Source organism: Variovorax sp. 278MFTsu5.1 (assembly GCF_048305045.1).
GTDB classification, from domain to species: Bacteria; Pseudomonadota; Gammaproteobacteria; order Burkholderiales; family Burkholderiaceae_C; genus Variovorax; species Variovorax guangxiensis.
The window spans coordinates 3,297,354-3,321,056 of record NZ_CP157622.1; the positions used below are offsets into that span (position 1 = coordinate 3,297,354).

The 23,703-nt window shown below is 67.7% G+C and carries 19 protein-coding genes; 3 read left to right on the forward strand and 16 right to left on the reverse strand.

What is annotated here, in order from left to right:
• Positions 1 to 15: 15 nt before the first annotated feature.
• From ABL844_RS15380 to ABL844_RS15420, 9 genes are all read right to left on the reverse strand, one after another.
• On the reverse strand, positions 16 to 1,995 hold the full coding sequence (locus tag ABL844_RS15380; protein WP_418131805.1) for an ABC-F family ATP-binding cassette domain-containing protein: 1,980 nt from the start codon (positions 1,993 to 1,995) through the stop codon (positions 16 to 18).
• A gap of 154 nt (positions 1,996 to 2,149) precedes the next feature.
• Positions 2,150 to 3,031, reverse strand: coding sequence for a 50S ribosomal protein L3 N(5)-glutamine methyltransferase (gene prmB, locus ABL844_RS15385; protein WP_418131806.1), 882 nt, complete (start codon positions 3,029 to 3,031; stop codon positions 2,150 to 2,152).
• Positions 3,028 to 4,209 (reverse strand): succinyl-diaminopimelate desuccinylase, encoded by a 1,182-nt coding sequence (gene dapE / locus ABL844_RS15390; RefSeq protein WP_418131807.1) that lies wholly within the window; start codon positions 4,207 to 4,209, stop codon positions 3,028 to 3,030. Before dapE ends, prmB begins: the two co-directional genes overlap by 4 nt.
• 122 nt (positions 4,210 to 4,331) lie before the next feature.
• Positions 4,332 to 5,480, reverse strand: a complete 1,149-nt coding sequence (locus tag ABL844_RS15395) for a PilT/PilU family type 4a pilus ATPase (protein ID WP_126019465.1) — start codon at positions 5,478 to 5,480, stop codon at positions 4,332 to 4,334.
• 84 nt (positions 5,481 to 5,564) lie between these two features.
• Positions 5,565 to 6,398, reverse strand: a complete 834-nt coding sequence (dapD, locus tag ABL844_RS15400) for a 2,3,4,5-tetrahydropyridine-2,6-dicarboxylate N-succinyltransferase (RefSeq protein ID WP_418131808.1) — start codon at positions 6,396 to 6,398, stop codon at positions 5,565 to 5,567.
• 46 nt (positions 6,399 to 6,444) lie between these two features.
• Entirely contained in the window at positions 6,445 to 7,665 is a 1,221-nt protein-coding gene (gene dapC / locus ABL844_RS15405) for a succinyldiaminopimelate transaminase (RefSeq protein WP_418131809.1), read from the reverse strand.
• A gap of 71 nt (positions 7,666 to 7,736) precedes the next feature.
• Complete coding sequence (locus ABL844_RS15410) at positions 7,737 to 8,375, reverse strand: LysE family translocator (RefSeq protein ID WP_418131810.1); 639 nt, start codon at positions 8,373 to 8,375, stop codon at positions 7,737 to 7,739.
• Positions 8,376 to 8,416: 41 nt separating this feature from the next.
• Positions 8,417 to 9,763: an amino-acid N-acetyltransferase gene (gene argA / locus ABL844_RS15415; protein WP_126019475.1), complete on the reverse strand. Its 1,347-nt coding sequence runs from the start codon at positions 9,761 to 9,763 to the stop codon at positions 8,417 to 8,419.
• Positions 9,764 to 9,841: 78 nt separating this feature from the next.
• Positions 9,842 to 11,839, reverse strand: coding sequence for an AAA family ATPase (locus ABL844_RS15420; protein ID WP_418120324.1), 1,998 nt, complete (start codon positions 11,837 to 11,839; stop codon positions 9,842 to 9,844).
• Between the two features lie 399 nt (positions 11,840 to 12,238).
• Here ABL844_RS15420 and hrpA point away from each other — a divergent pair, with 399 nt between their 5' ends.
• Complete coding sequence (gene hrpA, locus ABL844_RS15425) at positions 12,239 to 16,096, forward strand: ATP-dependent RNA helicase HrpA (RefSeq protein WP_418131811.1); 3,858 nt, start codon at positions 12,239 to 12,241, stop codon at positions 16,094 to 16,096.
• 74 nt (positions 16,097 to 16,170) lie between these two features.
• On the opposite strand, the gene ABL844_RS15430 is transcribed toward hrpA, so the two are convergent.
• From ABL844_RS15430 to lptF, 7 genes are all read right to left on the reverse strand, one after another.
• Positions 16,171 to 16,329, reverse strand: coding sequence for a DUF3309 family protein (locus ABL844_RS15430; RefSeq protein WP_126019481.1), 159 nt, complete (start codon positions 16,327 to 16,329; stop codon positions 16,171 to 16,173).
• 99 nt (positions 16,330 to 16,428) lie between these two features.
• The gene (locus ABL844_RS15435; protein ID WP_126019484.1) at positions 16,429 to 16,884 is read right to left on the reverse strand and encodes a DUF3592 domain-containing protein; all 456 of its coding nucleotides are present in this window, start codon (positions 16,882 to 16,884) and stop codon (positions 16,429 to 16,431) included.
• A gap of 31 nt (positions 16,885 to 16,915) precedes the next feature.
• Positions 16,916 to 18,088 carry a pyridoxal phosphate-dependent aminotransferase gene (locus tag ABL844_RS15440; RefSeq protein ID WP_418131812.1) on the reverse strand — a complete coding sequence of 391 codons (1,173 nt, stop codon included), beginning with the start codon at positions 18,086 to 18,088 and terminating at the stop codon, positions 16,916 to 16,918.
• Positions 18,085 to 19,026, reverse strand: coding sequence for a CysB family HTH-type transcriptional regulator (locus ABL844_RS15445; RefSeq protein ID WP_125950822.1), 942 nt, complete (start codon positions 19,024 to 19,026; stop codon positions 18,085 to 18,087). The genes ABL844_RS15440 and ABL844_RS15445 overlap by 4 nt, the downstream gene beginning before the upstream one ends.
• A gap of 63 nt (positions 19,027 to 19,089) precedes the next feature.
• On the reverse strand, positions 19,090 to 19,467 hold the full coding sequence (locus tag ABL844_RS15450; RefSeq protein WP_418131814.1) for a sirohydrochlorin chelatase: 378 nt from the start codon (positions 19,465 to 19,467) through the stop codon (positions 19,090 to 19,092).
• Positions 19,464 to 20,576, reverse strand: coding sequence for an LPS export ABC transporter permease LptG (lptG, locus tag ABL844_RS15455; protein WP_126019490.1), 1,113 nt, complete (start codon positions 20,574 to 20,576; stop codon positions 19,464 to 19,466). The genes ABL844_RS15450 and lptG overlap by 4 nt, the downstream gene beginning before the upstream one ends.
• Positions 20,573 to 21,703, reverse strand: a complete 1,131-nt coding sequence (gene lptF / locus ABL844_RS15460; RefSeq protein WP_369658223.1) for an LPS export ABC transporter permease LptF — start codon at positions 21,701 to 21,703, stop codon at positions 20,573 to 20,575. Before lptF ends, lptG begins: the two co-directional genes overlap by 4 nt.
• 21 nt (positions 21,704 to 21,724) lie before the next feature.
• Between lptF and ABL844_RS15465 the strand changes: the two genes are divergently transcribed.
• Both ABL844_RS15465 and ABL844_RS15470 read left to right on the forward strand, forming a co-directional pair.
• Positions 21,725 to 23,266 carry a leucyl aminopeptidase gene (locus ABL844_RS15465; protein ID WP_418131815.1) on the forward strand — a complete coding sequence of 514 codons (1,542 nt, stop codon included), beginning with the start codon at positions 21,725 to 21,727 and terminating at the stop codon, positions 23,264 to 23,266.
• Positions 23,263 to 23,703: a DNA polymerase III subunit chi gene (locus ABL844_RS15470; RefSeq protein ID WP_418131816.1), complete on the forward strand. Its 441-nt coding sequence runs from the start codon at positions 23,263 to 23,265 to the stop codon at positions 23,701 to 23,703. The genes ABL844_RS15465 and ABL844_RS15470 overlap by 4 nt, the downstream gene beginning before the upstream one ends.

Here is a 23,703-nt window from a genome sequence, read left to right on the forward strand (position 1 = left end):
GCGTGGCCTTGCGGTTCAGGCCGCCAGGGCTTCCAGCTGGTCCGAAAGGGCCAGCCAGCGCTCCTCGAGGCGGCCGATTTCGTCGTTGAGCGCCTTCAGCCGCTTGCCGGCTTCGGCGATCTCGCCGGCGGGCAGCGGCTGGGCCAGCCGCGCTTCGAGCTCCGCACGCTCGGTGGCGGCCTTGGCCAGGCGCTCGTCGATCTGGGCGATCTCGCGCTTGATCGGCTTGGCCTGGTCGCTGCGCTGCTGGCGATCCTGGGCATCCTGCTTGCGCTGCTGGGGCGCGGGCGTGGCTGCGGCGGCCGGTGCCGCGGCGGCTTCGGCCTCGCGCACCGCCACCTTGGCTTCCTCGCGCAGGCGCTTGGACTCGTCGAGCAGGTAGCGCTGGTAGTCGTCGAGGTCGCCTTCGAAGTCGCCGACCACGCCGCGGCCCACGAGCCAGAACTCGTCGCACACCGAGCGCAGCAGCGCGCGGTCGTGGCTCACCAGCATCAGCGTGCCCTCGAACTCGTTGAGCGCCACGGCCAGTGCCTCGCGGGTGGCGAGGTCCAGGTGGTTCGTCGGCTCGTCGAGCAGCAGCAGGTTGGGGCGCTGCCACACCATCATCGCGAGCACGAGGCGGGCCTTCTCGCCGCCGCTCATGGTGCCCACGGGCTGCTTGACCATGTCGCCGCTGAAATTGAAGCTGCCCAGGTAGCCGCGCAGCGCCTGTTCGCCCGAGGGCTCCCTGGCGTTGCCGCCGAGCTCGCGCGCCAGGCGCACCATGTGCTCCAGCGGGTTGCTCCCGGGGTGCAGCACGTCGAGTTCCTGCTGCGCGAAGTAGCCGATGTTCAGGCCCTTGCCCTCGGTGACCTGGCCCGCCAGCGCCCCCATCTCGCGCGCGATGGTCTTCACCAGCGTCGACTTGCCCTGGCCGTTGGCGCCCAGGATGCCGATGCGCTGGCCCGCCAGCACCGAGCGGTTGACGCCGCGCAGGATGGTCTTGGGCTCGGCGTCTTCCACGACGTAGCCGAAGCTCGCATTGCTGATCGACAGCATCGGGTTCGGGATGTTGCCCGGCTCCTTGAACTCGAAGCTGAAGTCGGCTTCGGCCAGGAGCGGCGCCACGCGTTCCATGCGCTCCAGCGCCTTGACCCGGCTCTGCGCCTGCTTGGCCTTGCTGGCCTTGGCCTTGAAGCGGTCGATGAACTTCTGCAGGTGGGCGATCTTTTCCTGCTGTTTGGCGAAGGCCTGCTGCTGCTGCTCCATCTGCAGCGCGCGCATGTCCTCGAACTTGCTGTAGTTGCCGCCGTAGCGCGTGAGCTGGGCGTTGGCGATGTGCAGGGTGACGTCGGTCACGGCGTCGAGGAACTCGCGGTCGTGGCTGATGACGATCATGGTGCCCGGGTACTTCTGCAGCCAGGCTTCGAGCCACACCAGCGCGTCCAGGTCCAGGTGGTTGGTGGGTTCGTCCAGCAGCAGCAGGTCGCTCGGGCACATCAGCGCGCGAGCCAGCTGCAGGCGCATGCGCCAGCCGCCGGAGAAGCTGTTGACGGGCGCGTCGAGCTCATGCGTCTTGAAGCCCAGGCCCAGGATGAGCGCCTGCGCGCGCGGCACGGCGTCGTGCTCGCCGGCGTCGGCCAGGTCGGTGTAGGCGTGGGCCAGCTGCATGCCGATGTCCGCGTCGTCGGGGTTCTCGGCGTAGGCGGCCTCGATGGCGGCCAGCTGCTCGCGCAGCTCGGTCAGGCGGGTGTCGCCGCCAACCACGAAGTCGGTGGCCGACTCCTCGGTCTCGGGCATGTTCTGCGCCACCTGGGCCATGCGCCACTGCTTGGGAATGGAGAAATCGCCGCCGTCTTCGTGCAGCGTGCCGTTGAGCAGGGCGAAAAGGGTCGACTTGCCGGCGCCGTTGCGGCCCACCAGCCCGACCTTCTCGCCGGGGTTGAGGGTGACCGTGGCGCCGTCGAGCAGGACCTTGGCGCTGCGGCGAAGAATGACGTTCTTGAGAGTGATCATGAAAGAGGAACCGTAGGGGCGATTATCCCGCCCGGCCTCCGGAGCCCCGGAAAAAGGGGCAAAGGCACGGGGAAATCGGCATTGATCGCCCGGTGAATGGGGTTTCGCAGCCAATGGCTGCGAGAAGGCGGCTGAAGGGGCGCGGCGGGCGCAGCTAACGCACGCCGGCGCCGGCCACCAGGGCATCGCGCGTCACGAGCAGAACCTGGTCTTCGCCCGCCGAGGTTTCGAGCCAGAAGACTTCGAGCTGAGGAAATGCCGCCTCGAAGTATTCGCGCTCGTTGCCGATCTCCAGCACCAGCACTGCGCGCTCGCTCATGCGCGAGGGCGCATCGGCGAACAGCTGGCGCACGAAATCCATGCCGTCGGTGCCGCCGGCCAGCGCCAGCTCGGGCTCGGCGCGATATTCGGCGGGCAGGGCGGCCATGCTGGCGCTGTTCACGTAGGGCGGGTTGCACAGCACCAGGTCGTAGGGGCCGGGCAGGTTCTTCAATCCGTCGGATTCGACCAGCCTCACGCGCGAGTCCAGCTCGTGGCGGGTGACGTTGATGGCCGCCACTTCGAGCGCCTGCACCGACAGGTCGCCCGCGTCCACCGTCACTTCCGGGTAGGTGAGCGCGGCCAGCACGGCAAGGGAGCCGTTGCCGGTGCACAGGTCGAGCACGCGCTGCGTGTGTTCGCCCAGCCAGTAGTCGATGGTTCCGTCGGCGATCAGCTCGGCGATGAAGCTGCGCGGCACGATGGCGCGCTCGTCCACGTAGAAGGGCACGCCCTGCAGCCAGGCTTCCTTGGTGAGGTAGGCGGCGGGCTTGCGCGTGGAAATGCGCTCGTCGATGAGCGCTGCCACCTTGCCCGCGTCGGCGGGCGACACGGGCGTGTCGGCCACGCCGTCGAGGTCGTCCAGCGGCAGCTTCAGGCGCCACAAGACCAGCCAGGCAGCTTCGTCGAAGGCGTTGGCGGTTCCGTGGCCGAATGCGACGCCGGCTTCTTCCAGCCGCTTCGCGCCCGACTCGATGAGTTCGATGACGGTGCTCATCCGGCGAGCGCGGCGTCCAGCCGCTTCAGGGCGCGCAGGTAGATGTTCTTCAGCGTCTCGATCTCGGCCACCTCGATGTGCTCGTCGATCTTGTGGATGCTGGCGTTCACCGGGCCCAGCTCGACGACCTGCCGGCAGATCTTGGCGATGAAGCGCGCGTCGCTCGTACCGCCGCTGGTCGACAGCTCGGTCTCGATGCCGGTTTCTTCGCGGATGGCGCCCTGCACGGCCTCCACCAGCTCACCCGGCGTGGTCAGGAAGGGCAGGCCGCCGATGGTCCAGGCCAGGGTGTAGTCGACCTTGTGCGCGTCGAGCACGGCGTGCACGCGCTGCTGCAGCGATTCGGGCGTGGATTCGGTCGAGAAGCGGAAGTTGAAGTCGATCACCGCGCTGCCCGGAATCACGTTGCTCGCGCCGGTGCCCGCGTGGAAGTTGCTGATCTGCCAGCTGGTCGGCTGGAAGTACGGGTTGCTCGCCGCGTCCCAGCCGCCGGCGGCGTTGATGGCCACCAACTCGGCCAGCGCTGGCGCGACCGCGTGCACCGGGTTCTTCGCCAGGTGCGGATAGGCGATGTGGCCCTGCACGCCCCTGACCGTGAGCTTGCCGCTCATGGTGCCGCGGCGGCCGTTCTTGATCATGTCGCCGCAGCGCTCCACGGCCGTGGGCTCGCCGACGATGCAGTAGTCGATGATCTCGCCGCGCGCGGCCAGCGCGTTGCAGACCACGACGGTGCCGTCGACGCCGGGGCCTTCCTCATCGCTGGTGAGCAGCAGGGCCAGCGTGAGCCGCGGCTCGGGCACGGCCTGCAAGAAGTCTTCGATGGAGGTCACGAAGGCCGCGACCGAGGTCTTCATGTCGCAGGCGCCGCGGCCGTAGAGCTTGCCGTCGCGGTGTGTGGGCGTGAAGGGGTGGCTGGTCCACTGCTCGACGGGACCGGTGGGCACCACGTCGGTGTGGCCGGCGAACACCAGCGTCTTCGTGGCGGCCTGGGCGTTCGCGGGACGGCGCACCGCCCACAGGTTGGTCACCCGGAAGTCGGCCGGGCCGCTCTCGATGGTCTCCAGCGTGAAGCCCAGCCGCGCCAGCCGCTCGCCGAGGATCTGCTGGCAGCCCGCGTCGTCGGGGGTGACGGAAGGGCGCGAGATGAGTTGTTCGGCTAGCTGGAGAGTTCGGGACATGGCACAGGAATGGAGGGTGACTCTTCCAGGAACACCGCGGAACCGGCTTTGCCGGGCCGCTGGTGTTGCCCCCTGCGAGGGGGTGGCGAAGCGACACGAAGTGCGCGCAGCCTGGGGGAGAGTCAGAATTTGACGTCTAGCGTGATGTCGGTGAAAGTGGGTTCGTCGACCTGGTCCGTGAGGTGGCGGTCGTCGACCTGCTGCTTGGGCGCCGCGCGGTTCTGCAGGCGCCACATGAGGTTGGTGGGCGAGTCGGCCTGCGACAGGCCCTCTTCGCGGGTGATGCGCTCTTCGACGATGAGGCGGGCGATGTCTTCCTCGAAGGTCTGCGAGCCTTCGGCCATCGACTTTTCCATCGCCTCCTTCACGCCGGAGAAGTCGCCCTTCTCGATCAGCTCGGCCACCAGCGCGGTGTTGAGCATGACTTCGAGCGCCGGCACGCGGCCGCCGGTTGGCGTGCGCAGCAGGCGCTGCGACACGATGGCGCGCAGCGCGCCGCCCAGGTCGCCTAGCAGCGTGGGGCGCACCTCGACGGGGTAGAAGCTCAGGATGCGGTTCAGCGCGCGGTAGCTGTTGTTGGCATGCAGCGTGGCCACGCAGAGGTGGCCCGACTGCGCGTAGGCGATGGCGGCGGACATGGTGTCGCGGTCGCGGATCTCGCCGATCTGGATCACGTCGGGCGCCTGGCGCAGCGCGTTCTTCAGCGCCGTCTGCAGCGAGGTGGTGTCGCTGCCCACGTCGCGCTGGTTCACCACCGACTTCTTGTTGGTGTAGGTGAACTCGATCGGCTCCTCGACCGTGAGGATGTGGCCGCTGGCGTGCTCGTTGCGGTAGTCCAGCATCGAGGCCAGCGTGGTGGTCTTGCCCGCGCCGGTGGCGCCGACCATCAGGATCAGCCCGCGCTTTTCCATGATGAGCGTCTTCAGGATGTCGGGCAGGTTCAGCTCGTCGAAGCTGGGAATGGTGGAGGCGATGTGCCGCACCACCACCGCGTAGGTGCCGCGCTGGCGCATGGCGCTGATGCGGTAGTTGCCGGCGCCTTCGATGTGCACCGCCATGTTCAGCTCGCCCGTGCTCTCCAGCTCCTGGATGCGCCCGGCGGGCACCACCTCGGACAGCAGTGCCAGCGGCGCCGTGGGCGGCAGCACCTGCGCGTTGACCGGCAGGCAGATGCCATTGATGCGGATCAGCACCGGCGAGTGGGCCGAGAGATAGATGTCGGAGGCCTTGCGTTCGGCCATCAGACGAAGAAGCCGTTCCATCATGTTCATCGGTCTCTCTCCTCGGGTGCTGTTTGTTTTCTCTGGGGCTCTGAAGAAGACCGGCCCCGCAAAGGAGGGGCCGGCGGGAGGCGATCAGTCGCGCAGCAGGTCGTTCAGGCTGGTCTTGGAGCGGGTCTGCGCATCGACCGTCTTCACGATGATCGCGGCGTAGGTGCTGTAGTCCTGGCCCGACTTGGTCTTCTTGGGCAGGTTGCCGCTGATGACGACGCTGCCCGACGGCACGCGGCCGTAGGAGATCTCGCCGGTGTCGCGGTTGAAGATCGGGGTGCTCTGGCCGATGTACACGCCCATGCCCAGCACGGAGTTCTCTTCGACGATCACGCCCTCCACGACTTCGGAGCGCGCGCCGATGAAGCAGTTGTCCTCGATGATGGTCGGGTTGGCCTGCAGCGGCTCCAGCACGCCGCCCAGGCCCACGCCGCCGGACAGGTGCACGTTGGCGCCGACCTGCGCGCACGAGCCCACGGTGGCCCAGGTGTCGACCATGGAGCCTTCGCCCACGTAGGCGCCGATGTTCACGTACGAGGGCATCAGGATCGCGCCCTTGGCGATGAAGCTGCCGCGGCGGGCCACGGCCGGCGGCACGATGCGAACGCCGGAGTCCTTCAGCTCGTTGGCCGACAGGTGCGAGAACTTGGTGGGCACCTTGTCGTAGAAGCCGAGCGAGCCGGCCTGCATCTGCTCGTTGTCCTTCAGGCGGAACGACAGCAGCACGGCCTTCTTGACCCACTGGTGCACGGTCCACTTGCCCACACCTTCGCGGGTGGCCACGCGCAGCTTGCCGTTGTTGAGTTCGGTGATGACGTGCTCGACGGCGTCGCGCACTTCGGCCGGCGACGAGGTGACCGAGATGTTGGCGCGGTCTTCCCACGCGGCGTCGATGATTTGTTGCAGTTGCTGGGTCATGGAGGGTCTCGGGTGAAAAATGGGAGCAGGGGCCAGGAGAGGCGGATCAGCGGCGGGCTTCCTTGCAGAAGCGCACGATGCGCTGTGCGGCCTCCACGCATTCGGCCGTTTCGGCCACAAGCGCCATGCGGATGCGGCCCCGGCCGGGGTTGACGCTGTGCACGCCGTAGGTGGTCTGGCGCGCCAGATAGCTCCCCGGCAGAACCGTCACATTGTATTGAGCGTAAAGCGCCCGGGCGAAAGCTTCGTCGTCGCCAGCCCACACTTCGGGCACGCCGGCCCACAGGTAGAAACTGGCGTCGGGCAGGCGCACGTCGAGCACCGGCTCCAGCAGCGGGGTGACGGCGGCGAACTTGGCGCGGTACTGGGCGCGGTTGTCGACCACGTGCGACTCGTCGCCCCAGGCCGCGATGCTGGCGGCGGCCACGGTGCCGCTCATGGCGCTGCCGTGGTAGGTGCGGTAGAGCAGGAATTTCTTGATGATGGCCGCGTCGCCCGCCACGAAGCCGCTGCGCAGGCCGGGCACGTTGCTGCGCTTGGACAGCGAGGTCAGCGCGATCAGGTTGCGGAAGTCGGGCCGGCCGAGCTTCACCGAGGCCTCGAGGCCGCTGAGCGGGGGCTCGTCGCGGAAGTAGATCTCGCTGTAGCACTCGTCGGCCGCGATCACGAAGCCGTGGCGGTCGGAAAGCGCGAAGAGCTTTTTCCATTCGTCCAGCGCCATCACCGCGCCCGTGGGGTTGCCCGGCGAGCAGACGAACACCAGCTGCATACGGGCCCAGACCTCCTCAGGCACGCTGTCCCAGTCGACCGCGAAATTGCGCTCCGGCACGCTGGGCACGTAGTACGGCTCGGCGCCGGCCAGCAGGGCCGCGCCTTCATAAATTTGATAGAACGGATTCGGCGACATCACCACCGGCTGCGGCGAGGCCGTCGGGTCGACCACCGTCTGGGCCAGCGAGAACAGCGCCTCGCGCGAGCCATTGACGGGCAGCACCTGCGTGGCCGGGTCGAGGGTGAGGCTGTAGCGGGTCTTGAGCCAGTCTGTGAAGGCGGTGCGCAGCTTCAGGTCGCCGGCGGTGGCGGGGTAGGCGGCCAGCGCGCCGAGGCTGGCGCTCAACGCGTCCTTGATGAAGCCCGGCGTGGCGTGCTTGGGTTCGCCGATGCCCAGGCTGATGGCCGTGAACTCGGGGTTGGGCGTGACGCCCGCGAACAGCTGCTTCAGCCGCTCGAAGGGGTAGGGTTGCAACCGGGAAAGCAGGGGATTCATGGCCGGGATTATCGGTGACAGGTGTTACCGCTCCCGGCGAAGCGGCTACTCGCGGCGGCCGGCAGCAAGGCTCAGGCGGCGCTGCGGCGATAGAAAGCCAGCGAGCCGGCCAGGGCCAGCAGCATGCCGCCGCAGGCGCGGTCGATCCAGCGCGTGGCCGACACGGTCAAGAGGCGGATCGCCCGGGCGCCGACGAAGGCGTAGGCCAGCATCACCGCCATGTCCAGGCCGGCGAAGATTAGCGCGATGACGATGTACTGCGGCGCCTGAGCCGCCGACGGGTCGATGAACTGCGGCAGCAGCGCCGAGCAGAAGATGTAGCCCTTGGGGTTGGTCACTGCCACCAGGAACGACTTGAAGAAAATGCGCCGGCTCTCGCCCGCCGTGGCCGAGGGCGCCGCATCGGCGGGCGGCAGGTGGAAGCCGCCCCTGGAGCGCAGCATGCGCAGGCCCAGCCAGGCCAGGTAGATGGCGCCCACCCATTTCAGCATCGAGAACCAGAATTCCGACGTGGCCAGCAAGGCGCCCAGGCCCAGCGCCACCGCACCGACGAGCACGAAATCGGACAGCACCGCGCCGAGCATGCCCGGCAGCGCACGGCGCACGCCGTGGCGCGAGCCATTGCTGAGCGCCAGCAGCACCGTGGGCCCGGGCGTGGCGATGGCGGCGAAGGCCACGATGGCGAAGAGCAGGGCGGTGGCGAGCGTCATCGGGGCAGTCTCCTTGGTGAGTTCCTGGTGGAAACCGGGGCTTAGATCTTCTTGACCAGCACCTGGCTCTTGCGGTCCCAGTTGTACTTGCGCTTGCGGGCCTCGGGCAGCCAGTCGGGGTTGACCTGCTGGAAGCCGCGCTTGAGGAACCAGTGCATGGTGCGCGTGGTGAGCACGAAGATGCTCTCCAGGCCGATGGCCTTGGCGCGATGCTCGATGTGCTTGAGGATGCGCTCGCCGTCGCCCTGCGACTGCGATTGCGGCGACACCGTGAGCGCTGCCATCTCGGCCGTGCGCGCCTCGGGGTAGGGGTAGAGCGCCGCGCAGCCGAAGATCACGCCGTCGTGCTCGACCACCGTGTACTGGTGGATGTCGCGCTCGATCTCGGTGCGGTCGCGCTTGACCAGCGTGCCGTCGCGCTCGAAGGGCTCGATCAGCTGCAGGATGCCGCCGATGTCGTCTACCGAGGCTTCGCGCAGGCTCTCGAGCTTCTCGTCGATCACCATGGTGCCCACGCCGTCGTGCACGTACACCTCCAGGAGCAGAGAGCCGTCGAGGGCGAAGGGCAGGATGTGGTTGCGCTCCACGCCGGCCTTGCAGGCCTTCACGCAGTGCTGCAGGTAGAAGGCGGTGTCGGTGGGCTTCTGCGGCGGCGGCAGCGAGGCGAGCAGTTTCTCGGCGGCGTCCAGCGGCAGTTCGGTGTCGATGGGGTTGTCCTCGCTCTCGGGCAGTTCGCTGTCGATGCGGATGCCGGGGATCTCGGTCAGGAAGATCAGCTTGTCGGCCTGCAGCGAAATGGCCACGCTGGTGGCGACTTCTTCCATCGTCAGGTTGAAGGCCTCGCCCGTGGGCGAGAAGCCGAAGGGCGACATGAGCACCATGGCGCCGAAGTCGAGCGTGCGGCGGATGCCGGCGGCGTCCACCTTGCGCACCAGGCCCGAATGCTTGAAGTCCACCCCGTCGACCACGCCCACCGGCCGCGCGGTGATGAAGTTGCCCGAGATCACCCGCACCGTGGAACCCGCCATCGGCGTGTTGGGCAGGCCCTGGCTGAAGGCCGCTTCGATCTCGTAGCGCAGCTGGCCGGCGGCTTCCTGCGCGGAGTCGAGCGCCACTTCATCGGTGATGCGGATGCCGTGCGAGTACTTCGCCTCGTGCCCCTTGGCCGCGAGCTGTTCGTTGACCTGCGGCCTGAAGCCGTGCACCAGCACGATCTTCACGCCCATGCTCTGGATCAGCGCCAGGTCTTGCGCGATGTTCTGCAGCTTGCCCGCCGCGATCGCCTCGCCCGCGAGCCCGACCACGAAAGTCTTACCGCGGTGCGTGTGGATGTAGGGCGCGACCGAGCGGAACCAGGGCACGAAGGTGAAATTGAAGACGGTGGACATGGGGCGTGATTGTGCATTCATGAAGGGGCATTTGCCTGACTCGGCCGACTCGGCCCGACCCGGGCCGGGTCAGGCGAATCAGGCGATCGCGCGCAGCACGCGGGCCGCGCTGGCGGGGACCGAGCCGCCGCCTGCGCGAGGCGCGGGAGGCGGCGGCAGCGGCAGTCCCCCGTGCCGGGCACGGAAGCCCGCCAGCAGCGCCGCGTAGGCGTCGGTGGCCGCGTTGGCCTCGCCCGAGCCCGGATCGGGCAGCCCCAGCATTGCCGCCAGCGCTGCCGGCGCGATGGAGCCGTCGCGCAGCAGCGCATCGACCACCGTCATCAGCGCCGGCGTGTGGGCCTCCAGCAGCGCCAGCGCGCGCTCGTGCTCCTGCGCCAGCAGCGCTTCGATCTCGGGGTTGGTGGCCGCGATATCGGTGTTGACGTTGTCGCCCGGGTCGTTCGCGACGTCGGTGCGGCTCAGCCGCGTGCCGAAGGCGAAGTGGCGCACGTACTGCGCCGCATTGGCGGTCGCCTGCATGAAGTCCTGCGTGGCGCCCGAGGTGCAGGCCTGCTCGCCGAACACCAGCTGCTCGGCGGCGCGGCCAGCCAGGCTCACGCAGATGCGGTCGCGCAGGTTCTCCTTCGACCAGGCCTTGCGCTGCTCGTAGCTGTTGTAGCCGCCCTCGAACGAGGCCACGTTGATCTTGATCTCCTGCGGCGCGCGGCCGAAGAGCAGGCCGTACGCCACGCCGTGTCCGGCCTCGTGCACCGCGAGCAGGGCGCGGAAGTCCTCGCTCGAACGCTGCTTGAGGCGGTTCAGCTCCAGTGCCACCGGAAACTGGCGGCGCGCCTTGCGGTACTTCGCCGAGATGGCCGACACGCCCGCGTCCAGCGAGAGCCATACCGGCTCGCTGCCGTTGGCGCCTTGCTCCAGCGCCCACAGCGCGGCGTTGACCAGCGTGGCGCTCAGGATCGCGTGGATCGACGAGAACAGCGGCCGCGTGCCCTGCGCCGGGAACACCGCGTTGGCGTAAATCTGCTCGTACACGCTCGCATCGAGCACGAAGCGCACGCCGGAGCTCTCCTGGATCTCGGCCACGTAGCGGTCGCAGATCGACAGGATCAGGCGCACGTAGGTCGCGCGGTTGAACGAGGGGTAGATCACGTGGTTGTTGCCGAGGCGGGCGATCTGCTCGGGTCGGAAGCGCTCGGCCAGCGCCTTCTTCACGTCGATGACGGAGAGCTTCTTCGTCAGGGCGTGGAAGATGTCGGCGTCGGTGTCGCAGTCTTCGACGCGCTGGGCCGTCTCGGCATACATCTCGTCGAGGTTGCCCGAGACGAACACCAGCAGCTTGCTGTAGTCGGTCTCCCAGCTCTGCTGGGTGTCGCGGAAGGCGCGCAGGCGCGCGTGCACCTCGGCGGGCTTCCAGGCCATGATCTGCAGCAGCGTTTCCGACAGCTTCAGGCAGCGCTTCACCTCGCGCGCCTCCCAGGGCGACAGGTGCAGCTTGCGCTTCTTGTCGTACTTCTTCTTGTCGGTGCCATCGCGGTCCTGCGTGTATTCGGCGTAGGCCAGCGACGACTCGATCTCGCCGAGCATCGAAAGCGCGGGCGGCAGGCGGCCGTCGGACAGCAGCGCCCACACGTCCTGGTAGCGCTCTACCTTGGCGTCGTTGCCGCCGTTGTCGACCGTGCGGAAGCGCTGGAACTCGTCCAGCACCAGGATGCCGGGCATGCCCTCGGCGATGCCCGACTCGGCCAGCATCGCCGAGATGGAGCCGCGGCTGTGATGGCCCGAGCCATGGCTGAAACCGTCCATCTGCACTTCGATGAAGCGGTCGTAGAAGCCCAGGTGCTGCGCGAGCCTGCGCACCAACTGCGTCTTGCCGGTGCCGGTGAGGCCCCAGAGGCAGACGATGACGGGGCGGCTGATGAGCTGCGGCAGCACATACCAGGCGCGGATCGAGTCGATCACGCGATCGATGATGTCGTCGATGCCGAAGAGCTCGGTCTTCAGTGCTTCGGCGACGGTCTGCAGGTGGCGAGTGCGCTCGGCGAGCTCGGCATGCAGTTGGGTACGGATGTCTTTGGACATGTTTTTCTTCTTGGATATCTGACGGGAACAGGAATGCGGCCGCCCCTTCACCATGAAGGAGTCGGCGGGCGTGACGCTGTGGGTGTCGGTTGCGGCGCTTCGGTCTGCGAAGCGCGCCGACCGTGTCGATGGCGCGGGCTTCAGGCCGGGCGAGGCAACTTGACCCTTCCGTGCGCACGGGGCGCACGGCTTGCGCAGCGACGGCGCAAGGTGGTGAGGGCAAGGCGGCAGGACATGGACGCGATCGTAGTGGCGGTTTGCAATCGAGTAAAGACTATTTACGGATCGTGTCGCGATCTTGCTGCAATCGGACTGCGGCTGTGGATGCCGTGCAACAACGGTGGTGCGCGCCGATAATCGACGGTTTGCCTGCCGCGCCGGCCCGACGACTGTTTTCCCTTGACGACCACCACACCCCTTCGCATCGAATTCCCCGAATCGCTTCCTGTCTCCAGCAGGCGCGACGAGATCATGGCCGCCATCTCGGCGCACCAGGTCGTGATCGTCTGCGGCGAGACGGGTTCGGGCAAGACCACGCAACTGCCGAAGATCGCCCTCGCGCTGGGCCGCGGCAAGCTCAACGCCGAGCCCGGCAAGGGCCGGCTCATCGGCCACACGCAGCCGCGCCGCATCGCCGCGAGTTCGGTGGCCAAGCGCATCGCGGAAGAACTGAAGACACCGCTGGGCGACGTGGTCGGCTTCAAGGTGCGCTTCCAGGACCGCCTCTCGCGCGACGCCTCCGTCAAGCTGATGACCGACGGCATCCTGCTGGCCGAGACGCAGACCGATCCGCTGCTGAAGGCCTACGACACGCTCATCATCGACGAGGCCCACGAGCGCTCGCTGAACATCGACTTCCTGCTGGGCTACCTGCGCGAGATATTGCCGCGCCGGCCCGACCTGAAGGTGATCGTCACCTCGGCCACCATCGACGCAGATCGCTTTGCCCAGCACTTCGCCTCGGCGAAGGGGCCGGCGCCCACCATCTTCGTCTCGGGCCGCACCTATCCGGTGGAGCAGCGCTATCGCCCCTTCGAGGAATCGCGCGAACACGACCTGAACGACGCCATCGCCGACGCGGTCGACGAACTCTGGCGCGATCCGCACAACGCGGGCGACATCCTCGTCTTCCTGCCCGGCGAGCGCGAGATCCGCGAGGCGGCCGACCACTTGCGCCGCCACCTGAGCCACCAGCCGCTGCTGCGCAGCGCCGAGGTGCTGCCGCTGTTCGCGCGGCTCTCGGGCCCCGAGCAGGACCGCATCTTCGACGGCCACACGGGCCGGCGCATCGTGCTGGCCACCAACGTGGCCGAGACTTCGCTCACCGTGCCGGGCATCCGCTACGTGATCGACACCGGCACCGCGCGCGTCAAGCGCTACAGCTTCCGCAGCAAGGTCGAACAGCTGCTGGTCGAGCCGATCAGCCAGGCCGCGGCCAACCAGCGCGCGGGCCGCTGCGGCCGCGTGGCGAACGGCATCTGCATCCGCCTGTACGACGAGAAGGATTTCGAAGGCCGTCCGCGCTTCACCGACCCTGAAATCCTGCGCTCCTCGCTGGCAGGCGTGATCCTGAGGATGAAGTCGCTGCGCCTGGGCGACGTGGCGCGCTTTCCGTTCCTGGAAGCGCCGTCGCCGCGCGCCATCGCCGACGGCTACCAGCTGCTCAACGAGCTGGGCGCGGTCGACGACGCCAACGAACTCACGCCGACAGGCGCGGAGCTGTCGAAGCTGCCGCTCGACCCGCGCGTGGGTCGCATGATCCTGGAGGCCCGCTCGCGCGGCGCGCTGGAAGAAGTGCTCGTCATCGCGTCGGCCCTGAGCGTGCAGGACGTGCGCGACCGCCCGATGGACGCGCAGCAGCAGGCCGACCAGGCGCATGCGAAGTTCGACGACGAGAAGAGCGAGTTCAGCGGCTACCTGCGGCTGTGGAAGTGGATCGCCGACGCGCGCGGCGGGCATGGAGACACCCACAAGCTCAGCAACCGCCAGTACGAGCAGCTGCTGCGCCAGAACTTCATCAACATTCGCCGCGTGCGCGAGTGGCGCGACATCCATTCGCAGCTGCTCACCGTGGTCACCGAGCACAAGTGGCGCATCAACGCCCAGCCTGCCGGCTACGAGGCGCTGCACATGTCGATGCTGTCGGGGCTCCTTGGCAACATCGGCTGGAAGCTGGAGGACGACGAGGCCTACCTCGGCGCGCGGGGCATCAAGTTCTACAAGCACCCCGGTGCGCACCTGAAGAAGAAGCCGGGGCGCTGGATCGTCGCGGCCGAGCTGGTCGAGACCACGCGGCTCTTCGGCCGCGGCATCGCCAACATCGAGCCGCAATGGCTCGAAGAAGTGGCCGGGCACCTGCTGAAGAAGCAGCTGCTCGATCCGCACTGGGAGAAGAAGGGCGCACAGGTGTCGGCGCTGGAGCGCGCGACGCTCTATGGCCTCGTGGTCTACAGCGGCCGGCGCGTCGACTTCACGCGGGTCGACCCGGTCGCCGCGCGCGAGATCTTCATCCGCGAGGCGCTGGTGGGCGGCCAGTGGGAAAGCAAGTTCCCGTTCCTGCAGGCCAACCGCAAGCTGGTGCGCGAGGTCGAGGGCCTCGAGCACAAGTCGCGCCGGCAGGACGTGCTGGTCGACGACGAGCTGATCTTCGCCTTCTACGACGCGCAACTGCCCGCCGATGTGGCCAGCGGGATCAGTTTCGAGAACTGGTACCGCCAGGCCTCCAAGGACCAGCCGCGCCTGCTGTACCTGACGCGCGACGAGCTCATGCGCCACCAGGCGGCGGGTATCACCACGCAATCATTCCCGCCTACGCTGCGGCTGGGCGGCGTCGATTGCGCCGCGACTTATCTGCACGAGCCTGGCGACGCGAAGGACGGCCTCACCGTCAGCGTGCCGCTCTTCGTGCTCAACCAGGTGAGCGAGGAGCGTTGCGAGTGGCTGGTGACCGGCATGCTCAAGGACAAGATCCAGGCGCTGCTCAAGAGCCTGCCGCAGCGCCCGCGCTCGCGGCTGGTGCCGCTGCCCGAGTCGGCCTCGAAGCTGGCTGAAGAACTGTCGGCGCCCGAAGTGTTCGGCACCGGCTCGCTGACCGACGTGCTGCTCAAGCGCGTGCGCGACATGACCAGCATCGACGTCAAGCGCGCCGACTTCAAGCTCGACATGCTGGCGCCGCACCTGTTCATGAACCTGCGCGTGGTCGACGAGCACGGCCGGCAGCTGGGCATGGGGCGCAACCTCGGCGCGTTGAAGGCGGAGCTGGGCGCGCAGGCGCGCGGTGCCTTCCAGGCGCTGGCGGGGTTGAACGTCAAGGCGTCGCCGCAGAAGAAGGCAGCCGCCGCCGCGCCGGACGACCGGTCGAAGACACCTCCCGCGAAGGCGGCCGAGGCCCCCGCCGCGCTGCCCGCCGGCCAGCGTTACACGGCCTGGACTTTCGGCGAGCTGCCTGAACTGATGGAAGTGCGCCGCGGGTCGCAGTCGCTGATTGGCTTCCCGGCGCTGCGCGACGAGGGCGACGCAGTGACCATCGAAGTGTTCGACGAACCGGCCGTGGCGGCCGCCAAGCATCGCGCCGGCCTGCGCCGCCTGTTCGCGCTGCAGCTCAAGGACGCGCTCAAGTACCTGGAAAAGAACATCCCCGACCTGCAGAAGATGTCGGTGGCCTACATGCCGCTGGGCACGTCGGAGGAACTGCGCGCGCAGATCATCGACGTGGCGATCGACCGCGCCTTCCTGCAGGAGCCGCTGCCGACCGACGGATTCGCGTTCAAGCGCCGGCTGGAGGAGGGCCGCGGCCGGCTCACGCTGATCGCCAACGAGGTCGCGCGGCTCGCGTCGGCCATCCTCGTCGAATACGCCGCAGCCGCGCGCAAGATCAAGGACACCAAGATCCAGCCCGAGGCCGTGCAGGACGCCGCGCAGCAGCTGCAGCGCCTTGTCGGCAAGCGCTTCATCTCCGACGCGCCTTGGACGCAGCTGCAGCACTTCGCGCGCTACCTGAAGGCCATCGTGCTGCGGCTGGACAAGCTGCGCGCCGATCCCGCACGCGACGCGAGCAAGCTCGCCGAGCTGAAGCCGCAGGATCAGCGCTACTGGCGCCTGGTCGCAGAGCGCAAGGGGGTGGTGGACGAGCGCATGCTCGAATTCCGCTGGCTGCTGGAAGAGCTGCGCGTGAGCTTCTTCGCGCAGGAGCTGCGCACGCCGCAGCCGGTGAGCGTGAAGCGGCTGGACAAGGCCTGGGCGCAGCTGCAGGCCTGATGGCACGAAGAAAAGCCCGCTTGCGCGGGCTTTCCCTTGGTTCCCTCCGTAACGTGACGCGTTGGCCGCAAAGGCTATATGCGTCCCATGAGCACGAGGATCACCACGATCAGCACGACGAGGCCAAGGCCGCCGCTGGGTCCGTAGCCCCAGGAGCGGCTGTAGCCCCAGCTTGGCAGGGCGCCGATCAGCAGCAGGATCAGGATGATCAGCAGAATGAATGAGAGCGACATGTTTTCTCTCCAGGGCGTTGTTGCGATGAGTCTTCATGCTGGCCCCATCGAATCGCGCGGAGGGCCGGAGGGTAGCCCCTCCGGTGGTCAGGCAACGTCCTACCGTGGGCGTCGGCGCTTTGCCGGCGTGCTCGCAGGCATGAACAGAAGCCCCGCCGCCACCAGCAGGAAAACAAGGCCCAGGCCGCCCGTGATGGCCGCGCCACCCCACAGCGAAAAGAAGCCGTCGAGCATGGCGTCCTGCGGGTCGTTCGGGTCGAAGAAGACGTCGACCGTTTCGCCGACCTCGTAGGCCGGCGGGCTGCTGCTGCTCGACGGCGCGAACTCGATGATCTCGCCCGACGGTGCCTTGAAGCGCACCAGCGGCTTCCAGGTGCCCGACTCGTTGCGCTTCGAGCTTTCGACGTGGAGCAGCCGCATCACCTCGCCCTGCGTGCGGCTGGCCGAGGCGATGAAGGTTGCCGTGTTGTGGTGCAGCAGCCAGGCGACGGCGCACAGCACGAGGCCGACCGCACCGAAAACGAGCCTCAGGATCGCAACCGGGTTGTTCTTCATCGGGCAGCGTCGTCCGGGCAACGCCGCCGCGTCAGAGGCGCGCGAGGCGCTCCAGCGCCGCGAGCAGCGTTTCGTCCTTCTTGGCGAAGCAGAAGCGCACCACGCGCTGGTCGAAACCATTGCCGTAGAAGGCCGACAGCGGAATGGCGGCCACGCCGATCTCGCGCGTGAGCCACAGGCAGAACTCGGCTTCCGACAAGTCGCTCACCGCCGAGATGTCGACGCATTGGAAGTAGCTGCCTTCGCTGCGCAGCAGCTTGAAGCGGGTCTTCTCGGCCAGTCCGGCGGCGAACAGGTCGCGCTTGCGCTGGTAGAAGGCCGGCAGTTCGAGATACGGCTTCGGCTCGGCCATGTACTGCGCGAGCGCGTGCTGCATCGGCGTGTTCACGGTGAACACGTTGAACTGGTGCACCTTGCGGAACTCGGCCATGAGCGGGGCGGGCGCGGCCACGTAGCCGACCTTCCAGCCCGTGACGTGATAGGTCTTGCCGAAGCTGCTGACGATGAAGCTGCGCGCGGCCAGCCCCGGAAAGCGCGCCACGCTCTCGTGGCGGGCACTGTCGAACACCATGTGCTCGTAGACCTCGTCGCTGATCACGAACACGTCGGTGGGCGCGAGCAGTTCCTCCAGCTTGCGCATCTCGGCTTCGGTCCAGACCGTGGCGCTCGGGTTGTGCGGCGTGTTGATGATGATGGCCCGCGTGCGCGGCGTGAGCGCGGCGGCGATCCTGTCGAAGTCGGGGCGGAAGGTGCCGGGCACCAGCGTCACGCGCACCACGCTGCCGCCGGCGAGCTCGATGTTGGGCACGTAGCTGTCGTAGCAGGGCTCCAGCACGATCACCTCGTCGCCCGGGCGCACCACGGCGAGGATGGCCGTGATGATGGCCTGCGTGGCGCCGGCGGTGACGGTGATCTCGGTCGCCGCGCTGTAGCTGTGGCCGTACTGCGCCGAGATCTTGGCGGCGATGGCATCGCGCAGCGCCGGGATGCCGGGCATCGGCGGGTACTGGTTGTGGCCCGCGGCCATGGCGGCCGTCACGTCTTCGAGCAGCTTCGGATCGCAGTGGAAGTCCGGGAAGCCCTGGCCCAGGTTGACCGCGTTCTTCTCCGCGGCCAGCGCCGACATCACGGTGAAGATGGTTGTGCCGACGGCCGGCAGCTTGGTGACGATGTCGGGCGTGCGTGGGGACGAAGCTGTGCTCATAGTTCGTAGTCTTGTTGATGGCCGCTGAGGGCCTTGGCGATCAGGTTGCGGTCGAGGCGGTCCGAGAGAAGCTCGGCGAACTTGAACACGAAGTTGCGCAGGTACGCGCTGCGCTTGAACGCGACCCGCGCAATGTTCTGGCCGAACACATGGCCCATGGGGCGCACCACGAGGTCGGCGTTCGACTCGTCGCGCACCGCCATCTCGGCCACGATGCCCACGCCCAGTCCCAGGCGCACGTAGGTCTTGATCACGTCGGAGTCGATGGCCTCGAGTGCGATGCGCGGGGTGAGCTTCTTCTGCGCGAAGGCGTGGTCGATGCGGGTGCGGCCGGTGAACGAGGGGTGGTAGGTGATGATCGGCTCGCTCGCCAGGTCTTCGAGCGAGACGCGCTCCTTGGAGGCCAGCGGGTGGTCCTTGGGCAGCACCAGCACGTGCTGCCATTCGTAGCAGGGCAGGGTCACCAGCTCGGCGTAGCCGTCGAGCGACTCGGTGGCGATGCCGATCTCGGCGATTTCGTCGATCACCATGCGCGCTACCTGGTCGGGCGAGCCCTGGTGCAGGCTGACGTTGACCTTGGGGTAGGCCTCGCGCAGGTTGGCCACGGGCACCGGCAGCACGTAGCGCGCCTGGGTGTGGGTGGTGGCGATGGAAAGCGTGCCGCTGTCCTGTGCGCTGAACTGCTCGCCGATGCGCTTGAGGTTGCCCACCTCGCGCATGATCAGTTCGATGCTGGCGATGACGTGCTGGCCGGGTTCGGTGACGCGCTTCAGCCGCTTGCCGTGGCGCGCGAAGATCTCGACGCCAAGTTCTTCCTCGAGTTCGATGATGGCCTTGGAGACCCCGGGCTGCGAGGTGTGCAGTGCCTTGGCCGCCTCGGTGAGGTTCAGGTTGCGCCGCACGGCTTCCTGAACAAACTTGAACTGATGCAGATTCATATCAAATTCCGTCTTATTGCGGAATTCATTATGCCTTCGGAATCTATCGAAATTGCCGAATGTTCATGATTTGACCGCAATCCGGGCCAGGAGATCGACCAGTTCTGGCTCCTCGCCCACAATGCGGGCCAGAGAGAAGCCGACGACGGGCCAGCGCTGGCGCAGCGCCTCGACCTGCAGCGGCAGGTCTTCGCGCGCGTGCTTGCCCATGCCGAGGAAGAGCGGAACCACCCGGATGGCGGTGGCGCCGCCGGCGATCAGCGTCTCGACTGCGGTGGGCAGGTCAGGCGTGGCCAGCTCCATGTAGGCGCAGGCCACGCGGGCGTCGGGATCGTCGGCGCGCACCCGCTGGGCGACGGCCTCGATGGGCTGGCGCCAGCGCTCGTCGCGCGAGCCATGCGCCAGCAGGACGATGCCCCGGATGTCCTGGGCTGCGGTCATCGTCGCAGCACCAGCCAGCTGAAGGCCGTGAGCGACATCACCGAGTAGATCAGCCCCGGCGCCGCCGCAGTGAGCCATGGCGACCAGTTGCTGAGGTTGCCCAGGTAGCCGAACACGTTGTTCAGCAGGAAGAAGCTGATGCCGATCATCACGCCGCCGAACACGTAGGTCGTGATGCCCGACTGGCGGAAGTGCAGGTAGGCGAAGGGCAGGGCGAGCACCACCATCACCAGGCACGACAGCGGATAGAACACCTTGCGCCAGAACTCGATCTCGTAGCGCTGCGCGGTCTGGCCGTTGGCGTCGAGATGGCGGATGTAGTCGAACAGGTCGATCGTGCTCATCCGGTCGGGCCGCAGCAGCGCCACCGACACCATCTCGCCGGTCAGCGAGGTCGGCCAGTTCAGCTGCGGGATCTTGGTGGTGACGATGTGCGCCTGCTCGGCCGAGCTGCGCGTGTCGTATTTCTGCTCTTCCACGCCGGTGAGCATCCAGTGGCCGTCGTTGCCGATGGCGGCCGAGGCCGCGGTGATCTGTGTCTTGATGTAGCCGTTCTCGTCAAACTCGAAGATGCGCGGACTCTTCAGCGCGCCCTTGCGGTCGATGGCCAGCACGTTCACCGCGTAGGAGACGTTGTCGCGCTTCTCCTTGAGCCAGGCGCCGGTGTTGCCGGCCAGCGAGTAGGTGCCCTGGTACTTGGCCTTCAGCAGCTGGCCGGTGCGCTCGGACAGCGGCGCGACGTAGTCGCCGATGGCGAAAGTCAGCACCACGAAGCCGATGCCCATGAGCAGCAGCGTGCGCAGCGCGCGCCAGGGACCCAGCCCGCTGGTGCGCAGGATGGTGTATTCGGAGCTCTGCGCCAGCCGCGCCATCACGAAGATCGAGCCGATCAGCACCGTGATCGGCAGCAGCTCGTAGAGATGGCTCGGGACCAGCAGGGCCACGTAGACGAGCGCCTGCGCGGGTCCGTAGTTCAGGCTGTCCGGCTTGCCGATGGACTGGAGTTCGTCGACGAAGTCGAAGAAGAAGAAGAGGCTCAGGAAGCCGAGCGTCACGAACGCGACGGCCTTCAGCACCTCGACGTAGATCAGGCGTCTTATCGTTTTCACGTGGGTTCGATCCTGGGAGCGGAAGGCGGCATGGCCGGGGTGGCGGACGGGCTCCTCCTGATCCGGCGTCCCCAGTTGTTCTGGCGGGCGCCGAGCCATGCCAGGTTGATCAGAAGCACGCCGCCGTGCAGCAGCAGCATGAAGCCACCCATGCCGAACTTGCCCGAGCTGATCCAGCTCTGGCCGAGGTTGAGCATGTTGTAGTAGACGACGAAGGCGAAGAGGGCGAGCAGGAGGTTGCCGCTGCGGCCCACGCGTGGATTGCCGCTGGAGACGTTCAGCGCCAGCAGCACGAAGTTGATGGCCGCCAGGAGCATGCCGATGCGCCAGGCCAGCTCGCCGCGGCTCGCATCGCTTGCGTCGGTCAGCAGCGACAGCGTGGTGCGCGCGCGCGGAGGCGTCGCGTCTCCCGTGAGGCCGGAGCTTCCGCCGGCGCGCGTGCCGTATGTCTTGAATTCGCTGATCTTCAGGCCGGTGGCGGTCATCGGCTGCTCGAGCCGCTGGCCGTTGTTGAGCAGCAGGTAGCGCGAATCGCCGATGTTCTCGATGCTGCCGCTGCGCGCCGAGGTCGTGATCTGCATGTTGCGCTCGATCGACCAGATGAAGACGTTGGTGGCCCTGGAGTTGTCGGGCGTCTCCTTGTCGATGAAGAACACGCGCACCCGGCCGGCGGATTCGCGGAATTCACCCGGCGCCACGCGCTCGATGTCGCTGCGCTGCTCGTACTGCTTGCGCATGCCGATGGTCTGCGAATTGGCCCAGGGCCAGCCCACCAGCGCCATCACGGCGATCAGGATCAGCACCGGCCAGGCGAAGCGGAACAGCGGCTTGACGAAGTCGGCCATGCCCTGTCCGCTGGAGAGCCAGATGACCATTTCGCTGTCGCGGTACATGCGCGACAGGGTGCCGACGATGGCGATGAACAGGCTCAGGCTCAGGATGGTCGGCATGTAGCCGAGCACCGTGTAGGCCATCACCAGGAACACCTCCTGCGGATTCACACTGCCCTTGGACGCGAGCCCGAGGGTGCGGATGAGCATCATGGTCATCACGATGGTGACCAGTACCACGAGGGTCGCTCCGAAGCTGCGGGACAGCTCCTTGCGTAGGGAAGAATGGAATAACATCGTTCGAGGAAAAAAAGGATTATGGACTTTCAACTCAAGACCCTCACCGTCGCCCAGGCCGCAGCCGAGAAATCCGATGTCCTGATCGTGCTCGTCGGCAGCGCTCCCATCACTTCCAAAGACCCGCTTTCCGTGCTCGCCGCCAGCGCCCGCAAGGCCGGCGACCTGCCCGACAAGGCCGGCAAGCTGCTCGGCCTCTACCGTCCTGAAGACGTGGTCGCGGGCCGCGTGGTGCTCGCCGCCATCGGTGACGGCAAGCCCGCCTCGGTGCGCAGCGGGGTCGCGGCGGCAATCAGTGCCGCCAAGGCGCAGGCTCCCAAGCGCGTGACCCTGGCCTTCGTGCAGCCCGCCGATGGCGCGGCGGTGGCCGCAGCCGTCACCGCGGCGGCCGACGCCAGCTATGTCTACACCACCACCAAGTCGAAGGCCGAACCCCGCAGCATCCGCCAGCTGACCATCGGCGTGGCCGACGCCGGGGCGGTCTCCGCCGCCTACGATGAAGCCCGGGCCACCGTCCGGGGCATCGAACTGGCCAAGGAATGGGGCAACCGCCCCGCCAACCACGCCACGCCCACGCTGCTGGGCGAGGCAGCAAAGGAGTTGGCGAAGTTGCCGAACATCAAGTGCGAGGTGCTGGGGCCGAAGGAAGTCGAGAAGCTCGGCATGGGCTCCTTCGCTGCCGTGGCGCAGGGCTCGGCGCAGCCGCTGCGCTTCATCGTGCTGCGCTACCACGGCGCGCCCAGGAGCCAGGCACCCGTGGTGCTGGTCGGCAAGGGAATCACCTTCGACACCGGGGGCGTCTCGCTCAAGCCGGCGGCCGAAATGGACGAGATGAAGTTCGACATGTGCGGCGCGGCCAGTGTGCTCGGCACCTTCCGCGCGCTGGGCGACATCCAGCCCGCCATCAACGTGGTCGGCCTCATTCCCTCGTGCGAGAACATGAACGACGGCCGTGCCGTGAAGCCGGGCGACGTGGTGACCAGCATGAGCGGCCAGACCATCGAAGTGCTCAACACCGACGCCGAGGGCCGGCTCATCCTGTGCGACGCGCTGACCTACGCCAAGCGCTTCGAGCCCGCCGCCGTGATCGACATCGCCACGCTGACGGGCGCCTGCGTGATCGCCCTGGGCGGCGTGCGCAGCGGCCTGTTCGCCAGCGACGACACGCTGGCAGCCGCGCTCGAAGCCGCCGGCGAAGCTTCGCAGGACCGCTGCTGGCGCATGCCGCTGGACGACGAGTACGCCGAGGGCCTGAAGAGCAACTTCGCCGACGTGGCCAACATCGCCGGCCGTGCGGGCGGCGCCATCACCGCCGCCAAGTTCCTGCAGCGCTTCACGAGCGACTTCGCATGGGCGCACCTGGACATTGCCGGCACGGCCTGGAAGAGCGGGGCGGCCAAGGGCTCGACCGGCCGGCCGGTGGGGCTGCTGGTGTCCTACCTCATGGGCCGCGCGGGCAGCGCCGACGCAGCGGGCAAGGCCGACGGTGCCAAGGCGAAGTCCGGCAAGAAGGCCGGCAAGGCCGCCGCGGCTCCCGCTGGAAAGACCCGGACCGAGAAGTGACTGAGATCGGCTTTCACTACAACGCGCGCGACAAGCTGAACTACGCCTGCCGGCTGGTTCGCAAGGCCGTGAACACGCGCGGCCTGCGCGTGGTGGTGGTGGGCGATACGCGCTCGCTCGATGTGGTCGATGCGGCGCTCTGGCAGCTGTCGCCGGTGGACTTCGTCGCGCACTGCCGCGACGATGCGCCGGCCCACGTGGTCGCGCGCTCGGCCGTGGTGCTGTCGTCGCAAGGCGCCGACGCGGCCTCGCTGCCGCACCGCGAGATGCTGGTGAACCTGGGCCTCGAAGTGCCCGCGGGCTTCGAGCGCTACGAACGCATGATCGACATCGTGAGCGACGAGGCCAACGACCGGCAGGTCGGCCGGTCGCGCTGGCGCCACTATGCCGATCGTGGCTACACCATCCAGCCGCACGACTTCGCAAAGAGTTCCTGA